Annotated in this window: 15 protein-coding genes; 4 read left to right on the top strand and 11 right to left on the bottom strand. The window is 47.6% G+C overall.

The window, feature by feature from the left end:
• Positions 1-2 precede the first annotated feature (2 nt).
• The 5 genes from moaD to RGU72_RS05660 form a co-directional block, all read right to left on the bottom strand.
• Positions 3-260: a molybdopterin converting factor subunit 1 gene (gene moaD / locus RGU72_RS05680; protein ID WP_322118806.1), complete on the bottom strand. Its 258-nt coding sequence runs from the start codon at positions 258-260 to the stop codon at positions 3-5.
• A gap of 103 nt (positions 261-363) precedes the next feature.
• Positions 364-1,569 carry a gephyrin-like molybdotransferase Glp gene (gene glp / locus RGU72_RS05675; RefSeq protein ID WP_322118805.1) on the bottom strand — a complete coding sequence of 402 codons (1,206 nt, stop codon included), beginning with the start codon at positions 1,567-1,569 and terminating at the stop codon, positions 364-366.
• Between the two features lie 194 nt (positions 1,570-1,763).
• Entirely contained in the window at positions 1,764-3,485 is a 1,722-nt protein-coding gene (leuA, locus tag RGU72_RS05670) for a 2-isopropylmalate synthase (protein WP_322118804.1), read from the bottom strand.
• 510 nt (positions 3,486-3,995) lie between these two features.
• A complete protein-coding gene (locus RGU72_RS05665) occupies positions 3,996-4,388 on the bottom strand; it encodes a VOC family protein (RefSeq protein ID WP_322118803.1) in 393 nt (130 codons plus the stop codon).
• 336 nt (positions 4,389-4,724) lie between these two features.
• Positions 4,725-5,129, bottom strand: a complete 405-nt coding sequence (locus RGU72_RS05660; protein ID WP_322118802.1) for an NUDIX hydrolase — start codon at positions 5,127-5,129, stop codon at positions 4,725-4,727.
• A 253-nt stretch (positions 5,130-5,382) separates the two neighbouring features.
• Here RGU72_RS05660 and RGU72_RS05655 point away from each other — a divergent pair, with 253 nt between their 5' ends.
• Positions 5,383-5,616, top strand: a complete 234-nt coding sequence (locus RGU72_RS05655) for a DUF1272 domain-containing protein (protein ID WP_322118801.1) — start codon at positions 5,383-5,385, stop codon at positions 5,614-5,616.
• Positions 5,617-5,681: 65 nt separating this feature from the next.
• A complete protein-coding gene (locus RGU72_RS05650) occupies positions 5,682-6,596 on the top strand; it encodes an EamA family transporter (RefSeq protein ID WP_322118800.1) in 915 nt (304 codons plus the stop codon).
• A 173-nt stretch (positions 6,597-6,769) separates the two neighbouring features.
• On the opposite strand, the gene thrC is transcribed toward RGU72_RS05650, so the two are convergent.
• The 4 genes from thrC to RGU72_RS05630 all read right to left on the bottom strand — a co-directional run bounded on the left by thrC (position 6,770) and on the right by RGU72_RS05630 (position 12,062).
• Entirely contained in the window at positions 6,770-8,230 is a 1,461-nt protein-coding gene (gene thrC, locus RGU72_RS05645; RefSeq protein ID WP_322118799.1) for a threonine synthase, read from the bottom strand.
• 215 nt (positions 8,231-8,445) lie between these two features.
• Entirely contained in the window at positions 8,446-9,399 is a 954-nt protein-coding gene (locus RGU72_RS05640) for a formate dehydrogenase accessory sulfurtransferase FdhD (RefSeq protein ID WP_322118798.1), read from the bottom strand.
• A gap of 15 nt (positions 9,400-9,414) precedes the next feature.
• Complete coding sequence (locus RGU72_RS05635) at positions 9,415-9,696, bottom strand: hypothetical protein (protein ID WP_322118797.1); 282 nt, start codon at positions 9,694-9,696, stop codon at positions 9,415-9,417.
• Positions 9,696-12,062, bottom strand: coding sequence for an FdhF/YdeP family oxidoreductase (locus tag RGU72_RS05630; RefSeq protein ID WP_322118796.1), 2,367 nt, complete (start codon positions 12,060-12,062; stop codon positions 9,696-9,698). Before RGU72_RS05630 ends, RGU72_RS05635 begins: the two co-directional genes overlap by 1 nt.
• 341 nt (positions 12,063-12,403) lie before the next feature.
• Between RGU72_RS05630 and RGU72_RS05625 the strand changes: the two genes are divergently transcribed.
• Complete coding sequence (locus tag RGU72_RS05625) at positions 12,404-13,522, top strand: transposase (protein WP_322117783.1); 1,119 nt, start codon at positions 12,404-12,406, stop codon at positions 13,520-13,522.
• A 209-nt stretch (positions 13,523-13,731) separates the two neighbouring features.
• Here RGU72_RS05625 and RGU72_RS05620 read toward each other — a convergent pair whose 3' ends face one another.
• On the bottom strand, positions 13,732-15,372 hold the full coding sequence (locus RGU72_RS05620) for an OFA family MFS transporter (RefSeq protein ID WP_322118795.1): 1,641 nt from the start codon (positions 15,370-15,372) through the stop codon (positions 13,732-13,734).
• A gap of 42 nt (positions 15,373-15,414) precedes the next feature.
• Here RGU72_RS05620 and RGU72_RS05615 point away from each other — a divergent pair, with 42 nt between their 5' ends.
• A complete protein-coding gene (locus tag RGU72_RS05615; protein WP_322118794.1) occupies positions 15,415-15,753 on the top strand; it encodes a hypothetical protein in 339 nt (112 codons plus the stop codon).
• A 208-nt stretch (positions 15,754-15,961) separates the two neighbouring features.
• On the opposite strand, the gene acs is transcribed toward RGU72_RS05615, so the two are convergent.
• Complete coding sequence (gene acs / locus RGU72_RS05610; RefSeq protein ID WP_322118793.1) at positions 15,962-17,944, bottom strand: acetate--CoA ligase; 1,983 nt, start codon at positions 17,942-17,944, stop codon at positions 15,962-15,964.
• Positions 17,945-18,011 lie beyond the last annotated feature (67 nt).

Here is an 18,011-nt window from a genome sequence, read left to right as displayed (position 1 = left end):
GATCAACCGCCAGTCACAGGGGGGAAAAACGCGACCTCGCCACCGTCTTCGATCAAGGTATCGGCATCTGTCAACTGCTGGTCGTAGGCCATGCGCAAGGCACGGCCTTCAGCCAGAGCGTCGGCCCAAACATCACCGCGAGCGGTTAACCAGTGACGGACATCGCCGATGGTTTTAACTTCTGCGGGTAAATTGACCGTCTCTTCCGAGGTATTAAGTGCTTCGCGGATGCTGGCAAAAAAACGTAATTGAATTTTCATAAAATAGCTAAAACTGCTTAACTTATGGGATGACTAACTGGAGAAAAAATTGACGCTGAAAGCGACGGCGTTCATTGCATTATGAATTGCGCCACCGACCGTATTACGACATCAAACTGGTAAATGGGATAAAGCGTACCAAATCCCCTTTCGCAATCGCCTGCCCTGCCGCCACGTCGATCAAACCGTCGCCCCAAACGGTCGAGGTAAGTACGCCTGAGCTTTGGTTGGTAAACAGATCCAGCCCGTCTGACTGATTCAGTTTAACGCGTAAAAATTCGTTGCGGCGATCCGGTTTGGGCCAATCAAAATCGGCGCGCATCCTATACGATTGCGGCGCAATATTTGTTGCGATATCAGTCACGCCCTGCATCGCCAAAATAAACGGCCGCACAAATAATAAAAACGTGACAAAGCTGGAGACCGGATTGCCAGGCAAACCTAAGAAGAAGGCTGATTGGACTTCACCAAAAGCCAGTGGCTTGCCGGGTTTGACCGCGATCTGCCACATATTGAGGCGACCTTCTGCCTCTACTGCGGGCTTGATATGATCTTCTTCACCGACTGAGACACCACCAGAAGTAATGATCAGATCATGCGTTTGTGCGGCCAGCCTTAGGGTGTCGCGGGTCGATTGCAAATTATCAGGCACGATGCCGTAATCGGTGATCTCGCAGCCCATGTTTTGCAACAGGCCGGTCAAGGTAAAGCGGTTGGAATTGTAGATCGCGCCGGGCTTTAAGACTTCGCCTGGCATTGCCAGCTCATCGCCAGTAAAAAATATTGCGACCCTGAGTTTGCGCACCACAGGCAAGGTTGCCAGACCGACTGAGGCCGCTAAGCCAAGTTCTTGCGCGCGCAGACGAGTACCGGCCTGCAAAATCATCGCACCAGATTGAATGTCCTCACCTTGCCGACGTATCCATTCTCCCGACTTAGGCGCATGCGCCACTGTCACGATGTCGCCATCCAGACTGCATTGCTCTTGCATGACAACGGCGTCGGCACCATTAGGTATCATCGCGCCAGTAAAAATCCTGGCCGCAGTCCCGGCAGTCAGCGCTTGTCCGATATGCCCTGCAGGAATACGTTGGGTCACGCGCAGTTGCGCAGTGCCACCGACGCAATCGGCAGCGCGCACGGCATATCCGTCCATTTGGGTATTGTCCATCGGCGGCACATGCAGTAAGGAACTTTGTGCCTGCGCCAGCACGCGACCATTGGCCTCTAGCGTGGAGACAATTTCAGTCTCAGTCACAGGTCGCGCTGCACTCAATAAAAAATCAAGTGCTTGGGCGACGCTGAGCATCGGTTTTTTTCAGTCATAGCCTTGTCGGTCATCGCGGAAATAGTACGAAAGAGTGTTGAGTAATTTGCTCAACATTGTAGCCTTCCACACCATTTGGCGCTGCATCATAGCGATGTGCAGCGCACAAACTGTGGCCGGTGAGGATCAAAACCGCTTACATGCCGGTTATGTATCCCGTGTACGCCTACGCAACTCTACGCTGCCTTACTGATAGCGATGGGCTGATCTTTATCCGCGACAATTGCTGTCACTTTGTTGCTGATGTTCACACTACGATTGATCGCACCAATCACCGCTTTAAAAGACGCTCTGACGATATTGCCATCCAGCGCGACACCGAACTGAGTTGCGCCCTGCTCTACCCGTAATTCCACATAACAGGCCGCTTGAGCGTCAGCACCCGAGGTAATTGCGTGCTCGTGATAGTCCATCAATTTGATGTCGATACCTATTGCATTTACAAAGGCATCAATCGGGCCATTGCCATGACCTTTCAAGGTTTTTTTCTTGCCATGATGTGTAATATCGACTTCAATCTGCACCGATTCGGCTTGGGCTGTGTCTTCGCTCATGCGATGACCAACATAAGCATACGGCGCCAACTGATCCAGATATTCTTTTTTGAACACGGCATAGATATCACTGGCAACAATTTCTTTTCCGCTGGTGTCGGTTACTGCTTGTACGACGCGGCTAAATTCAATTTGCAAACGACGTGGCAAAGACAATCCGTAATCTTGCTCCAGCAAATAGGCAACCCCACCCTTACCTGACTGACTATTAACACGGATCACTGCATCGTAGCTGCGACCCAAATCCGCAGGGTCAATCGGCAAATACGGCACTTCCCAAATCGCATCTGGTTTTTGTTGGGCAAAACCTTTTTTGATCGCATCCTGATGTGAGCCCGAGAAAGCAGTAAATACCAGATCGCCGACATAAGGATGACGTGGATGCACCGGCAATTGATTACAGTCTTCGACGCATTGACGCACCATATCAATATCAGAAAAATCGAGACCTGGATGCACGCCCTGGGTGTAAAGGTTCAATGCCAAAGTCACCAAATCAACATTGCCGGTACGCTCGCCATTACCAAACAAACAGCCTTCAACCCGATCCGCTCCCGCCATCACGGCCAGCTCGGCCGAGGCAACTGCCGTGCCGCGATCATTGTGTGGATGCACACTGATGATGATGGAATCGCGACGCGCCAATTTGCGATGCATCCATTCGATCTGATCGGCATACACATTGGGCGTACTTGACTCAACAGTGGATGGCAAGTTAAAAATCATTTTGTTATACGGTGTTGGTTGCCAGACCTCCGACACGGCATCGCACACATTTTTTGAGAAATCGAGTTCAGTGAGGCTAAAGGATTCTGGCGAATATTCAAAACCCCATTTGGTCTCCGGATGTTGTGCGACCAGTTCTTTAACGAGCTTGGTGCCGTTGACGGCGATGGCTTTAATCTCTTCACGCGACATACCAAAAACGATACGGCGGAAGGCTGGTGCGATGGAATTATACAAATGCACAATCGCCTGTTTGGCGCCGACAACTGACTCCACAGTACGACGGATTAACTCATCACGCGACTGGGTCAAAACAATGATCGTGACATCATCGGGAATACGATTTTCATCAATCAGCTTGCGGACAAAATCAAAATCCGTTTGTGATGCGGATGGAAAGCCGACTTCAATTTCTTTCAAACCGATCTGCACCAGCATCTCGAAGAATCGCAATTTTTTCTCAGGACTCATCGGCTCGATCAAAGCCTGGTTACCATCGCGCAAATCTGTACTCATCCAAATCGGCGGATGGGTAATGACCTTGTCAGGCCAGGTACGGTTAGTCAATTGCACAGGTGGGAAGGCGCGGTACTTCGCTGCTGGATTAGTCAACATCATGATGAGTCCTATTTTGGTCAATGCGGGTGAATTTGGGTGAAGCAAAAATCTTGAATCGGGGGAGAATCTGTTGTGGCACCAGGCTACCTGACGGCCACGGAACACTAGGCCAGGTAACCGATCGGTAGTGGTAGCAGAGCTAGCGCACGCGCAAAGATCATCACAGCGATGACATCGCCAGAGATGAGCGTTACGAGTATGGACTTAAAGTGCATATGCCAGCTTTCTACAACGTCGGACTATTTTGTTTGGATTTGGTGCAGCAGCACCGAGGGATACAACAACAGCTAGGGAGAATTACTGAGCAACGCTTAGTAGTAGCGCAGCCAGTAGCAGCAGCGCTAGCAGAGTGCCGGCGCCGTGCGATAAAGCTAGTAGAGAATGAGTTTTTGCGGAATACATGCCACTAATGTAGGCGACGATGCGCGTGGCTGTCAATAGCGGACTACAACAATGTCGGAAATTACTTAATACTGGCCTTGTGTTTGAGCGGTGACAATTTATAACTACCTACAAAGGCTCGTGACAACAAACACACAGCTTATTGCCGTCTGGATCACGGAAATAAGCGCCGTAGTAATTGGGATGATATTCAGGCCGCAAGCCAGGAGCACCTTCACAACGACCGCCAGACGCCAAAGCGACTTGATAAGCACGATCAACTGTAGCGCGGTCTGAAGCCAATAAAGCAGTCATCTGCCCATTACCCGGAGTAGCAACTTCACCATTAAAAGGTCGGCCGATTACCAACAAAGGACGAGCAGCAAGCGGAGACATCCAACCAGCCCAAGGTTTGTCGTGATCACAGAATTTTAATTGCAACGCCAGTACATCCAACAACGCAGAATAAAACGCCAATGCTTTTGGGAAGTCGGTGATGCCGATGGAGATATGGGAAAACATGGTTTATGTTTTTTCGGTTATGTGGGATAGATTCCGGTTTAGTTAATGATATTTTACAAGCGAGAGAATGTTCCGGGAATCGAAAAGAAACATAGTCAGAGTATTGGTTGATACCGTCGGTCTATTCAACCAATACAAACAACAGCGACGTATAGACGATGGGCGTACAAAACAGTCGATCTAAGCCGGAACATGGAGACAATTTTGCCGAGCAGCCATAGCATCACGCACACTGAAATACGATTAAAGCGGGCAAATAAGATTGATAATATGTGCCGACCTTATGATGAATGTTTGGTTAGCTGCAGTATTGGAAGATATCACGTGAGCCCTTGACTAAACTTTCTCGCTAATCGCCAATTTGGCCAGGAATCGTTTCATATGCGGGTCTGCACGCTCAAACGGAACTTCGTTAAACGGAAACCAACAAATGCCCTCAAATTCCCGTTCGTCAAATTTAATGTTTTGATGCCGGCTGGCACGAAGTACGTACCATAACGAGACATCTGTGTGTCCAGCAGTAAGCCCGACAGTCGCAGTTATAGTCACAAATAGAGGGGCCTCAATTGGATGCGACGCGACAAAACCTAGCTCCTCCTCCAATTCTCGACCAACCGTAACGCGAGGGTGTTCACCTTGTTCTACGTGGCCGCCAGGCGGTAGCCATAGCTTGGCGTTCCGATGGTCAACCAGCAGGACATACCCATCATCTATTACGACAAAATAAGACACTAGGTGCATTGGAGGTGTGGCCGGTTTTATTACTCTGCATAATTCAACGCCGGAGTCTATCCATGTCAGGCAACGAGAAATATCATCACGCTCCAAAGCGTCGAAAGGGGAAATAGACAAAATTTCGTCTCGGATTTGCTGGCGCATAGTCTTCAATAATTTGTTCAATGAACAGGGCTTGATCGGACAAGTATTATGATCAGTTTTTTTGAACTATGCGTGATATTCTACTTTCACCTTAAGCACATCCATCAGAAAAAACATGCTACAACTTCGTCCTAACTGCGAGCATTGCGATTGTGATTTACCTCACGATTCCCAGCAGGCTCGTATCTGCACTTTTGAATGCACATTTTGTGCAAACTGTGCTGATCAGGTGTACCAGAATATCTGCCCCAATTGCGGAGGTAATCTGGTCGCCAGACCAATCCGACCAGCGAATAAATTGACCAAATATCCAGCCTCACAAGAACGTGTACACAGACCCGTTAACTGATCGATGGCTTTATTGTAAGCTCTGGTCAAGACGACTTCCTATTCACTCCATGCAGATCTATTTTCATGTCTAAAAACGTCCTCACCACTCGTCATTTAATAACAGCATTGATTGTTGTCTGTTTATGGGGAATGAATTTTGTCGTGATTAAGATTGGTTTGAAAGGGATTCCGCCATTTTTGATGGGCGCACTGCGTTTTATGCTGGTGGCCTTTCCTGCGATTTTATTTTTGCCACGACCTAAGGTGCCGTTTAAATTGCTGGTGGCTTACGCTTTGACCATTAGCCTTGGTCAGTTTGCTTTTTTGTTCTCGGCCATGGCAGTTGGCATGCCTGCTGGATTAGCCTCGCTGGTGCTACAGGCGCAGGCATTTTTTACGGTCGGTCTGTCTGCCATCGTGTTTGGTGACAAGCTGCGCGCCAGCAATTTGATTGGTATGTTGATCGCTAGTGCGGGGTTGATACTTCTTGGTAGCGCTAGTATTGCAAGTTCTGGCAGTCAGGTGAGTTTGTTGGGTTTTGTGCTGACGATCTGCGCTGCTTTCTCTTGGGCCAGCGGCAATGTGATCAATAAAAAAATTGGCCCGACCGCGGTATTAAGTCTGGTGTCGTGGAGCGCTTTGATCCCGATTATTCCCTTCGCCTTGCTGTCGCTCATTTTTGAAGGTCCCGATGTGATTGCGCATAGCCTAAGCAATATGAGTCTGTCTTCTGCTTTGACGATCGTGTATCTGGCGCTGGCAGCAACGCTGATTGGCTACACCTTGTGGGGTCGCTTATTGTCCAGTCTGCCGACGCATATGGTGGCGCCGCTGACCTTAATGGTGCCTGTTATTGGTTTGACTGCCGCCTGGATTTTGCTTGGTGAGGCATTACGGCCTTTGCAAATTGTGGGGGCGCTGATCGTGATGTGTGGCTTGCTGATCAATGTGTTTGGCGCACGTTTGCTAGAGCGTACTCGCGTTTTGTTTGCGAGCTGAATCAGAATTTATCAATAAAAATCCAAATTTAGATCGTCCAATGATTCTGCGGCTCTTAGGCCAATATCGTGCCAGAGGCCGCATATATACTGGAGGATGCAAAAATTACCCATAAAAAATCCAGAGATGTTGAATAATATCTCTGGATTTTTTATGGATGAAAACAACAGGCTCTACAAACCTGTATGACCTGCGATATAGGCTTTCATTTTTTCAATATCGGTTGTCATTACCTCAAATCGCTGCGGCAAAGCCTCGATATTTTCGAACCCGGCTGGACGCTCTGCATCGCGCCCTAATACTTCTTGTATCGTCTCGTTAAACTTCGCTGGCAAGGCGGTTTCTAATACGATCATCGGGATGCCTGGCTCTATACGTTCAAGAGCGACCTTGATGCCATCTGCGGTGTGCGTATCTACCGTGATGCCGTAATTTTTTTCTACCTGACGTATGGTAGTCAGGCGATCAGCATGAACGGATTTGCCTGACTCGAAACCAAAGCGCGCAATCTTTTTAAATTCATCGCCATCACTGCCCGGATTACCGGACAAATCGAATCCGCCTTGTGTTTCTACTTTATGGAATAAGGCTGCTAAACGGGTACTGTCGCCGTCTAACAGATCATGAATAAAGCGTTCAAAATTGGAGGCTTTGGAAATGTCCATTGACGGGCTGGTGGTATGCCAGGTTTCTGCCGATTTACGCACGCGGTATATGCCTGTGCGGAAGAACTCATCAAGCACATCGTTTTCATTGGTCGCCACAACTAATTTGGCAATCGGCAAGCCCATCATACGGGCGATGTGACCGGCGCAGATATTGCCGAAATTACCCGACGGAACTGTGAACGACACCTTTTGATCATTACTGCTAGTGGCGCTCAAATAACCGCGGAAGTAATACACCACCTGGGCAACAACACGCGCCCAATTGATGGAATTGACGGTACCGATTTTTTGACGGGCTTTGTATTCAAGATCGTTAGAAACTGCCTTAACCATGTCCTGGCAATCATCAAAAACACCTTCGACAGCGATGTTAAAAATATTTGGATCTTGCAGGCTGAACATTTGCGCAGTCTGAAAAGCACTCATTTTTTTATGCGGCGATAACATAAAAACCCGTATGCCTTTTTTGCCACGCATCGCATATTCCGCCGCACTGCCAGTGTCACCCGAGGTCGCACCAAAAATATTTAACTCAGCCTCTTTTTTTGTCAGCGTGTATTCAAACAAATTGCCCAGCAATTGCATTGCCATGTCCTTAAAAGCCAGAGTCGGCCCATTTGATAAGGCTTGTAACAATAGTTTGCGACCGTCCTTGTCTTCCAACACACGCAAAGGTGTGATCTGGCTGGCGTCTTCGCCGTCGCGGACATTGCGGTAAACATCGGCAGTATACGTTTTGTCAGTAATCGCTTTGAGATCATCCTCTGGAATATCAGTGGCAAATTTTTTGAGTACGGCAAATGCCAGATCAGCGTAAGACAACTTGCGCCAAACATTGAGTTCATCGCCAGTGACTTGAGGATAGCTTTTAGGCAGATATAGACCGCCATCAGGAGCCAGACCGCCTAACAGGATTTCAGAAAAATAGGGGCTTGCGGGATGTCCGCGAGTTGAGGCGTATTGCATAAATGATTGATCGTAAGAGACTAAGTTGGAGGGATTTGAATGTAATTTGAAATCTAGCTGAGAATGTCGCTGGAAATATCAATAAGAGCGCGTGCTGAGAAAGCAATCAGCGAAACGCCTTTAGAATGTGTCTGGACAAATATTCTCTCTATTATATCGTTCTTAACACTCAAAAACCTGCGCAAATTTGGTCAAAACTGCTATGTGTTTGCTATTTATTCGGCATGCTCAGTCAGTAACAATCTTTCGGGATGCGAATACACGACAAAATTTTTCTGCCTGACGAATCCTATAAGACACATCCCGGCCTGCTCAGCGAGCCGCACTGCCAATGCTGTTGGAGCAGAAATTGTGGCGAGAATAGCGATATTGGCGCGTGCAGATTTTTGCACTAATTCATAACTGGCACGACTACTCATGATGGCAAAACCGGGTTGCCGGATTGATTTACCTTTTGAGTTAAGCTTGGCATCAATAGCTAACGCACCAACCAATTTATCCAGGGCATTGTGGCGCCCGACATCCTCTCTTACCAGCTGGATTGCCCCCGTCATGTCTACCCAGGCGGCGGCATGCATGGCACCGGTGATGGCATTGATGGGTTGCTTACTTTTTAGTGAGTCGAAAGCCTTCAGCAAAGCTTGCTTATCTAAACGAGTTTCCGGTTGAACATCGCCATTGCTGGCAGACGCATTGCCAGGCATAAGGGCTGGCACGACGATAGGCATGAGAACCGGCACGAGGGTCGGTATATTAAGATCGAGCGCATTCAGACTTTCTAAACCGCATACGCCGCAGCCAGTCTTGCCGATCAGGCTGCGCCGTTTTTCTTTGAGACGGACAAAGCATTCACTGGCGATGGTCATTCGCACTTCTACGCCAACAGTATTTGCCGATTGACCCACCGCGTCATTATTAACGCATTCGATATCGTAAATCTGACTGGCGTGATCAATGATTTGTTCGGCTAGGCTGAAACCGACAGCAAAGTCTTCCAGATCCAAAGGCGTAGCCATCATCACCGCATGTGAGATACCGTTGAAGACTAAGGCGATGGGGATTTCTTCTGCCAACTGGTCCGGCGTAGGTAACACCGGACTATCGTTCTGATTTGCGCTATGGCGCAAGACCGACATTTCGCGATAGGCATGCTCAATTTCTTGGCTCATACTTTTATGTCTAGTTTATTCCTGCGGCGCACAAGCCATACGACCTTTTTCGGTCAAAGAGCAGAGAGTACGGTCATCGATTTGCTGAACCTGAACTAAACCTGGGCCAGCTTGCGTACCTATGACCTGGTCACCTAAATAAGCGATACAACGCAATAAGCTACTTTGGCGCACACGTAGACGCTTACTCAAACGAGCCAGTGACACTGGCTCGCTCTGTGCAGCTAACTCTAGCAATAAGGCTTCGATCAGATCAACAGAAACAGCGAGCGAAGCATCATTTAAATCATTACCCATCAAGCGTGACTTACAGCATCCGGTGCCATCTGCGGCTTGCTTACTGCCTTGCTCTCAGATGAATTTTGACTAGCTGTATGTGGAGTCAATACCACTGGGATCGATTTAGAAGTCGGTGTCCGAGCGAAGTCCGCAAAACTGGATAACGGTATTAGATTATTAGTTTCAGGGAAATAAGCGGCAAGGCAACCACGTGGGATATTGTATTCTACGAGCATGAAACGTTTTGCCTGACGCTGAATTTTGTCGTCACACAAGCTTTCCAGATCAACCCAATCACCGACTTTCATCCCTAATTCTGCGATGTCTTCTTTATTGATAAACAAAACTCTGCGCTCGCCAAACACACCCCGGTAACGATCGTTCATTCCATAGATTGTGGTGTTGTACTGATCATGTGAACGCATGGTACCCAGATTAAATACTGGGGAGGTACGACTTTGGCGAGCCTGATGTATTGGCAAATCCGTCGGTACCGGATGTGCGTAAAAGTTGGCTTTTTTATTCGCTGTAACCCAATTGCGCTCGGATGCAGTGTTACGCAAATGGAAGCCACCAGGCACTTTTACCTTGCTATTGAAATCAGCAAAATCATCAAACACCGCGGCAATTTTGTCGCGAATACGGTCATAATCAGCTGCCAGCCACATCCAATCAGTTTTACTACGACCCTTCAGTGTCGCTGCTGCCATGCGCGCCACGATCATAGGTTCTGACAGCAAATTATTGGAGGCTGGCGCATTAATCCCGGACGACAGATGCACCATACTCATAGAATCCTCAACACTAACTGCTTGCGGACCAGTCTCTTGTATATCAATCTCGGTACGGCCAAGACATGGCAAGATCAAGGCCTCACGTCCGCAAATCAAGTGACTACGATTGAGCTTGGTCGCTACATGTACAGTCAAAGCACAATTTTGCAAAGCGCGATGTGTTAAGTCGGTATCAGGTGTAGCGGTGGCAAAATTACCGCCCATTGCGAAGAACACTTTATTTGATTCATCCAGCATCGCTTGTATAGCACCAACGGTGTCGTAACCGTCTTCACGTGGCGGTACAAAATCAAATACCTGTCCTAGCCGATCCAAAAATGCCGGACTAGGTTTCTCATAAATTCCCATTGTGCGATCGCCTTGCACATTGCTATGACCACGCACAGGACAAGGACCAGCACCAGGCCGCCCAATATTCCCGCGTAGTAGCAACAGATTGACGATCATCTGTATTGTGGCGACAGAATGTTTATGCTGAGTGATACCCATACCCCAGCAGGCAATCACTTTACCTGCGCCGATATAAATATCAGCAGCACGCTGGATTTGTGCGCGCTCTAAACCAGATTCACGCAACACAACATCCCAAGGCTCAGCCATGACATCGGCAGCAAAGCTATCAAAGTTAGCGGTGTGCTCGGCAATAAAATCAAGATCAATGATGCGCGCTTTACCAGCTTGTTGAGCTGCTAGATCAGCCTCCAGCACGCATTTGATCATGCCTTTAACCGTGGCTAAATCGCCACCAATTTTTACCTGAAAATAATCGGAAGAAATTGAGGTTGATTGATCTCCGATCATCTCCACCATGTTTTGCGGATTTTGGAATTTTTCTAAACCACGTTCACGCAAAGGATTAAAAGAAACAATTGATGCGCCACGTTTAGACGCCGCACGCAACTCACCGAGCATGCGCGGATGATTAGTGCCAGGATTTTGTCCAAAAATTAAAATCGCATCTGCGACTTCAAAATCTGACAACAGAACGGTGCCTTTGCCAACACCAATTGCAGCCTTCATTGCAAAGCCAGAAGGCTCGTGGCACATGTTAGAGCAGTCAGGGAAATTATTGGTACCAAACTCGCGTACAAATAACTGATACAAGAATGCAGCCTCGTTGCTGGTGCGGCCTGATGTATAAAAGATAGCATCGTTAGGTGATGCCAGCGCATTCAGGCGCTTAGCGATCAGATCAAATGCTTGTGCCCATTCGATTACCTGATATTTGTCCGTGGCACGATCGTATTGCATAGGTTGCGTTAAGCGTCCCTGCCCCTCCAGCCAAAAATCGGTTTGTTCGCTTAGCCACTGCACTGTATGTTTGGAAATTAACTCTGGTGTAGCGCGGCGCGCTGTAGATTCTGCCGCGACTGCTTTTGCACCATTTTCACAAAACTCAAACGTCGATGTATGGTCTTGATCAGGCCATGCACAACCAGGGCAATCAAAGCCATCTGGCTGATTCGCCGACAATAAAGTACGCGCGCCTTTACCGGGAATACCTTGCTGGAAAATCTGCTCAGCAACACTTTTTAAGGCACCCCAGCCACCAGCAGGACGGTCATACACTTGAACTATTTTTTTGCTCATAATTGCGCTCTTCATTTTACTAACGGTTTGAACTTTGAAAACGTGGCTTTTGAAAACTTGGAGTTTAAAAATTGGGACTTTAATACGGGCTTTGAGAACTTAAATTTTTCTACATTATCAATAAAGTCGATAAGTATAGAAATCCAAATTTCGTAATATTTTCTAAGTCTACGCCAAAAAAAAAGATCGCACTGAGGCGACCTTTTTTTTGCTTACATCTGAGGTTCTTGCAAAACGAAACACCGGAGAGTAATTTTATTGCGAGAAGCGCAAAATAGATGAGAAAGGAGCGGCCATTTCTGGCAAGATGAAAGTGACTAAACAACCATCTGCGCTCCGCTATGAATCCTACACAACGCCTGCTGATAATGCAACGCTGGAATTTACTGCAACACGATTTGCTACCGGAGATAAAACAGCAATGCGGGTCACTGACGCCGAAGCTGGAAAAATTGATTCATGTACTAGACTGGGTGCGCATCGAAGAATTTGTGTCGGACCAATGGCAAGGGATAGGACGCAAACCGCATGACCGTGGTGCATTGGCCAGCGCCTTCATCGCCAAAGCTGTGTTGGGGCTCAATACAACAGCGGCCTTAATAGAACGATTGACGATGGATCGCAGTTTAAAACGGCTGTGCGGCTTTGAGATGTGGAAAGAAGTTCCGAATGAAGCCACTTTTTCGCGCGCCTTTGGCGAATTTGCCCAAGCCAAATTAGCGGAGAAAGTGCACGAAGCGCTGATCAAGAGTTATTTAGGCGACAGCCTCATTGGACACATCAGCCGTGACGGCACGGCGATTGCGGCGCGCGAGAAGCCGAAGAAACACATGAAAGTTGTTTCCGTAGAAAAGGCCCAAAAGCAGCGCCGTGGACGGCCAAAGAAAGGCGAGATAAGGCCGCCAAAGGAAGAGAAAGTGACCAAGATAGGCTGGCAGTTGACGCAAACTTTACCGAGCATCGTCAATGCTTTACCCAAAGAGTGTGACCGCGGCACTAAATGCAATGCGCAAGGTTATAAAGTGAGTTGGAACGGCTACAAGCTGCATATCGACACCGCTGACTGCGGCGTTGCCATCAGTGCGCTATTGACCAGCGCCTCGGTGCACGATAGTCAAACGGCGGTGCCGTTAGCAACGATGACGGCCGCACGAGTAACGAATTTGTACGATTTGATGGATGCAGCGTATTGCAGTGAAGAGTTAAGGGCACACAGCAAAAGTCTTGGCCACGTGCCATTAATTGATCACAACGCACGCGGCGGGGAGAAGAAACCGTTCGCCCCGCATGAACAACAGCGTTATAAAGAACGCACGCAAGCTGAACGTACCAATGGCAGGCTGAAAGACGAATTTGGTGGCACGACAGTACGGGTGCGTGGTAGCGAAAAAGTGATGTCGCATTTGATGTTTGGTTTATTGGTATTGACCGCAGATCAGTTGATGCGTTTATTTACGTAACAGCTTTGCTTTTAAAGAGTCGAAAAAAACAACGTTTCCCAACGTTCATAGGGGCAGTGATGGTCACATAGGGATTGACACGCCATAAAACGATAATCCGGCACAAATTCATGTCACATGTGCCGCTTCAAACAAGAAAACCAATCGCAACAGTGGCCACACCCATGCTCGACTTTACTGGTTTGGGTATTTTGCAAGAAGCTCATCTATTATTTAAATAACAAAACAGCTTTTTGCAAAGTGATCCAAATACCGATTGCTAATGGGATACCTACTGCTGCCCAGGCAAACAATACGGTTGCTTGGCTAGTCGAACCGCCTTTTCCAACGACGCTGCCATCGGTAGAGCTGGCGATAACACGATCATGTGCCAGCTTGCGTTCAGTCGCCAGCTCTTCATCTGTCATAAAAGTACTGTCTTTAACAGGGCGCACTAATAAATTACAAATAAAGCCGAGAACTAACATACCCGCCAAGATGTACATGGTGATGTCATATGCCTGGGCTTTTGCTACGCCATGCGCCAATTGGTATTCGCGGATATACGTAATCAGCAAAGGTCCGAGCACACCCGCAGTTGACCATGCAGTCAGCAAACGACCGTGGATAGCACCAACCATTTGCGAGCCGAACATATCTGCCAAATACGCTGGCACAGTGGCAAAACCACCACCATACATAGATAAGATAATGCAGAAAAATAATACGAACAACGCCAGACTACCTGCATGTGCAACAGTAGGAATCGATGCGTAAAGAATGAAGCCAAGTACAAAGAAGACGAAGTAAGTACCTTTGCGACCGATATAGTCTGAAATCGACGCCCAGAAGAAGCGACCACCGATGTTAAACAAGGACAGCAAACCAGTAAATGCGGCTGCGATAGTCGCAATCTGTTTCTTTTGATCTGGATTTAAGTCATTGAAGCCAAGATCGACACCAATCAATTTACCGCCAAATACTTCTTGCAGCAAAGGCGATGCCATACCCAAGATACCAATACCAGCAGACACGTTTAAGCACAAAACAGCCCAGATCAACCAGAATTGCTTAGTCTTCCAAGCCTTATTCAAGTGAACATGTTTGTTCGTGATCATTGCATTGTTCGTTTGTACTGGAGGCGTCCAACCGGCTGGCTTCCAACCAGAAGCGGGTACACGGTAACCAAATGCACCAGCCATCATAAATACAAAATAAATCGCAGACATGACCAAAAAGGTTTGCCATACGCCGACAGAGGTAGGTGTTGCGAAATGACGCATCAACCAATCAGCTAATGGTGATCCAATCAAAGCACCGCCACCAAAGCCCATGATCGCCATACCAGTTGCCATGCCACGCTTGTCCGGAAACCATTTAATTAGCGTCGATACTGGTGAAATATAGCCCAAACCCAAGCCAATACCACCGATGACACCACCGCCCAACCACAACAGCCAGGCTTGATGCGTGTACACACCAAAGGAGGAAATCACCAGACCACCACACCAGCACAATGCGGAAACCACACCAGCTTTTCGTGGGCCTGCACGTTCCAGCCAACCACCAAATAAAGCAGCGGAGGAGCCGAGGAAGATGAAGAACAAGGTATACATCAACGTCAGAGTAGAGATTTTCCAATCGCAATCGCTGGAAAACAGCTCTTGCAACAGACCAACATCACTGGCACAGGCAAGCGGTTTATCGATACCGATCGCTTTCGAAAGCGGCAACCAAAAAACAGAGAAACCATACGCCATACCGATACAAAGATGGATCGCCAAAGCCGCAGGCGGTACTAGCCAACGATTGAAGCCTTTACCAGCAATGGTGCGCTCCTTAGCTAGCAAAGAAAATTGTGATTGCGACATAAATACTTGCCTTTACGTTGAAGGTAATCAAAAAAATAGCCTATGCCTAACAAAGATGTAGCTGTCCCATTAGCGCTAGTATTGTCTTATGAGAAATTCTTTTCAGCAATAATTTTATTTGTTATGGTTACTAATATTAGAACATTCCATCAAGAAATAAATATGTTTGTTCTTTTTTTGCCCAGTTTTAAATTTGAGAAAAAACTTGAGCAATCTAAACGATTTATTTTGCTTAATTTTCGCTTAATTACGAAACTACCGACGATAAAATACGCAGACAAAATCAATATACTGGCTACAGTATTTATGTACCACCCAATAATTCATTGGAGAATAAGAGCATTTAATAAAATTAAAATGGGAGTATATAAAAAAACCTAAAGTGCAACCCAAGATATTGCTCAGCCACTCCACACAACTGCCTGTGTGTAACGACAGCCCTAATCTGTCGCAAACTTATTCAAACCCATACAAATTGAACCGAATAAATTTGCGCTTTTCTAATTGTTTTAGGAAATTGACAATCAATATCGAGCTGTATGGCCGTTGATAACTGTAGCTTTTTAGCGCCAGTATCAAGAACGTAAAATCATTGCGCCTGCTTCAACTGCTCCAAAATTGCAGGATTTTCTAGTGTAGAAATATCTTGCGTAATTTCTTCGCCTTTTGCCAACAAGCGCAGCAAACGACGCATGATTTTACCCGAACGGGTTTTGGGTAAATTATCGCCGAAGCGGATTTCTTTTGGCTTTGCGATAGGGCCGATTTCTTTGGCAACCCAGTTACGCAACTCAGTCGCAATTTGTTTGGCTTCATCACCAATCGGACGAGTACGTTTTAAGACTACAAAGGCACAAATTGCTTCGCCAGTAGTATCGTCCGGCTTGCCTACGACTGCGGCTTCTGCCACTAGAGGATGTGCGACCAGAGCTGATTCAATCTCCATCGTACCCATGCGATGTCCGGAGACATTCAGCACATCGTCAATCCGGCCGGTAATCGTAAAATATCCGGACTCTTTATTCCGAATCGCACCATCGCCTGCAAGATACATGGTGCCGCCAAACTCTTCCGGGAAATAACTTTTCTTAAACCGCTCAGGGTCGCCCCAGATGGTTCGTATCATCGATGGCCAAGGACGTTTGACCACCAGAATGCCGCCCTGCCCGTTAGGCAGATCATGTCCTGTTTCATCTACAATCGCCGCCATAATCCCTGGCAATGGCAAGGTGCAAGACCCCGGCACCAAGGGCGTTGCTCCTGGCAACGGCGTCATCATGTGACCACCAGTTTCGGTCTGCCAGAAAGTATCGACGATAGGACATTTTTGGTTGCCAATATGGTTGTAATACCACATCCAGGCTTCAGGATTGATTGGCTCACCAACTGACCCCAACAAACGCAAGGAGGACAGATCATATTGTTTAGGATGAATTTTTTCGTCACCATCTGCCGCTTTAATCAAGGAGCGGATCGCTGTTGGTGCGGTATAAAAAATCGTGGCTTTATGTTTTTGGATCATGTCCCAAAAGCGACCGGCATTCGGGAAGGTAGGAATACCTTCAAAGACGATTTCAGTAGCACCTGCGGCTAACGGCCCATAAGTAATATAGGTGTGACCAGTGACCCAGCCAATGTCAGCAGTACACCAGAAGACATCGTCTGGCTTAAGATCAAAGGTCCATTTCATTGTCAGAATCGCCCACAGCAAATAGCCGCCGGAGGAATGCTGAACACCTTTCGGTTTGCCAGTCGACCCTGAGGTGTAAAGAATAAATAAAGGATGCTCAGCGCTGACCCATTCAGGCTCGCACACATCGGATTGAATTGCGACCAGATCATGCATCCATAGATCGCGACCTTCAACCACTGGCACGTTGCCGCCAGTACGTTTGTAGATCACCACATTTGTGACCTTCTCGCAACCACCCAGAGCAAGTGCCTCATCGACGATCACTTTCAGCGGCAAGTGCTTACCGCCGCGCACCTGTTCGTCTGCCGTGATGACGGCTACCGCGCCCACATCTAAAATCCGCTCCTGCAGCGACTTCGCAGAGAAGCCACCAAACACGACCGAATGCGTGGCGCCTATCCGTGCGCACGCTTGCATAGCGACCACGCCCTCGACTGACATCGGCATATAAATAACGACGCGATCACCCTTACTGATACCAAGGGACTTCAAACCATTCGCAAATTGACAAACTTTTTGATGTAGCTCTTTGTAGGTGACTTTAGTCACATCACCATCATCCGACTCAAAAATCACGGCAACTTTATCGGCATTTCCGTTCTGCAGATTCACGTCCAAACAGTTATAGGACACATTCAATAAACCGTCTTCAAACCATTTATAAAATGGCGCTTCGGATTCATCTAATACTTTATTGAAAGGTGTATGCCAGTGGAGATTTTCTCGCGCCAGTCTGGCCCAAAAACCTTCATAGTCCTGCGCGGCTTCAGCGCATAGCACCTGATAGGCATCCATCCCAGAAATTGTCGCATTGGCAGCAAATGCAGCAGGCGGTGGAAAAACACGGGTTTCGGCTTTGACGGCGTCGAGGTCAGACATGATTATCTCCAGCTTATTGTAATTAGTTGAGTATCGTTCAGGCTCAGTCTAGGCTGACTGAGCTTAT

The sequence above is a fragment of the Undibacterium sp. 5I1 genome, assembly GCF_034314085.1.
Lineage (GTDB): Bacteria > Pseudomonadota > Gammaproteobacteria > Burkholderiales > Burkholderiaceae_D > Undibacterium.
This window is presented reverse-complemented; position numbering and strand designations above follow the sequence as displayed.

Excerpts from the sequence above, each read along its gene's own strand:
- RGU72_RS05635 (WP_322118797.1), bottom strand. The coding sequence starts at position 9,696 with ATGGGTAATGATTTAAATGATGCTTCGCTCGCTGTTTCTGTTGATCTG.
- RGU72_RS05655 (WP_322118801.1), top strand. The coding sequence starts at position 5,383 with ATGCTACAACTTCGTCCTAACTGCGAGCATTGCGATTGTGATTTACCT.
- acs (WP_322118793.1), bottom strand. The coding sequence starts at position 17,944 with ATGTCTGACCTCGACGCCGTCAAAGCCGAAACCCGTGTTTTTCCACCG.
- RGU72_RS05640 (WP_322118798.1), bottom strand. The coding sequence starts at position 9,399 with ATGAGCCAAGAAATTGAGCATGCCTATCGCGAAATGTCGGTCTTGCGC.
- leuA (WP_322118804.1), bottom strand. The coding sequence starts at position 3,485 with ATGATGTTGACTAATCCAGCAGCGAAGTACCGCGCCTTCCCACCTGTG.
- thrC (WP_322118799.1), bottom strand. The coding sequence starts at position 8,230 with ATGCAATACGCCTCAACTCGCGGACATCCCGCAAGCCCCTATTTTTCT.
- RGU72_RS05660 (WP_322118802.1), bottom strand. The coding sequence starts at position 5,129 with ATGCACCTAGTGTCTTATTTTGTCGTAATAGATGATGGGTATGTCCTG.
- RGU72_RS05650 (WP_322118800.1), top strand. The coding sequence starts at position 5,682 with ATGTCTAAAAACGTCCTCACCACTCGTCATTTAATAACAGCATTGATT.
- glp (WP_322118805.1), bottom strand. The coding sequence starts at position 1,569 with ATGCTCAGCGTCGCCCAAGCACTTGATTTTTTATTGAGTGCAGCGCGA.
- moaD (WP_322118806.1), bottom strand. The coding sequence starts at position 260 with ATGAAAATTCAATTACGTTTTTTTGCCAGCATCCGCGAAGCACTTAAT.
- RGU72_RS05620 (WP_322118795.1), bottom strand. The coding sequence starts at position 15,372 with ATGTCGCAATCACAATTTTCTTTGCTAGCTAAGGAGCGCACCATTGCT.
- RGU72_RS05665 (WP_322118803.1), bottom strand. The coding sequence starts at position 4,388 with ATGTTTTCCCATATCTCCATCGGCATCACCGACTTCCCAAAAGCATTG.
- RGU72_RS05630 (WP_322118796.1), bottom strand. The coding sequence starts at position 12,062 with ATGAGCAAAAAAATAGTTCAAGTGTATGACCGTCCTGCTGGTGGCTGG.
- RGU72_RS05615 (WP_322118794.1), top strand. The coding sequence starts at position 15,415 with ATGCCTAACAAAGATGTAGCTGTCCCATTAGCGCTAGTATTGTCTTAT.
- RGU72_RS05625 (WP_322117783.1), top strand. The coding sequence starts at position 12,404 with ATGAATCCTACACAACGCCTGCTGATAATGCAACGCTGGAATTTACTG.